The organism is Oleiphilus sp. HI0080, assembly GCF_001635135.1.
In genome coordinates this window covers 1-867 of the sequence record NZ_LWFU01001070.1, presented here as the reverse complement: position 1 = coordinate 867, position 867 = coordinate 1, and the positions used below count along the sequence as shown (strand labels likewise).

Genomic DNA, 867 nt, shown 5'->3' with positions numbered 1-867 from the left:
TCAATGGGTTCTTTGGCTCGCATTGGTGCGTGGGAAGTAGACATAGAAAATAGAGCTGTGACTTGGTCTAGCATGACGAAGGAAATCCATGAGGTAGGGCCGGATTACACACCCTGTCTAGAGGAAGGAATCCAATTCTATAAAGAAGGAGAGAGCCGAGAACGCATTGAGTCAGCGGTCAAATCCGCCATGGAAGAGGGTACACCCTGGAACCTTGAGCTCCAGATCGTGACAGCAAAAGGCAATGAGCTTTGGGTCGCAGCCTTGGGTAGAGCGGAATTGAGGGATGGAAAGTGTGTCCGCCTCTATGGGTCTTTTCAAGACATAGATGAAAGAGTAAAAGCCGACAACGCCCTAAAAGAAGCAATCGAGCATTCAGCCTCCCAAACATCACGCATGAGGTTGGCCAATGATTCGGCCGCAATCGGCGTCTGGGAGTGGAATCTCAGCACAGATGAAATGACATGGGATGAATGGATGTATCGACTTTACGATACCTCCGAAGACGAGTTTTCCGGAGCAACGGAAGCTTGGGAGAATCGCCTTCACCCGGATGACATCGAGCATGCGAATTCTCAATTCGAACGCGCCGTTTCAGGCGAGGGAAAATACGACCCGGAATATAGAATTGTGCGTCCGAATGGCGAAATACGCTGGTTGAAAACAAGTGCTGAGGTTTTCCGAGACAACTCGGGAAAAGCAATCAAAGTCATTGGCGTCAACTACGACATCACAGAGAAAGTGACAACCTTGGAGAAGCTTGAGGCGGCCAAAAACGCAGCCGAGCATGCGGCTCGTGCAAAGGGCGAGTTCTTGGCGAACATGAGCCATGAAATTCGGACCCCGATGAACGGTGTCATTGGTATG

At 50.3% G+C, this 867-nt stretch carries 1 protein-coding gene; it reads left to right on the top strand.

The features are described from left to right. A partial coding sequence (locus tag A3751_RS19835; RefSeq protein WP_156492661.1) for a PAS domain-containing protein occupies positions 1–867 on the top strand: 867 nt, incomplete at both ends.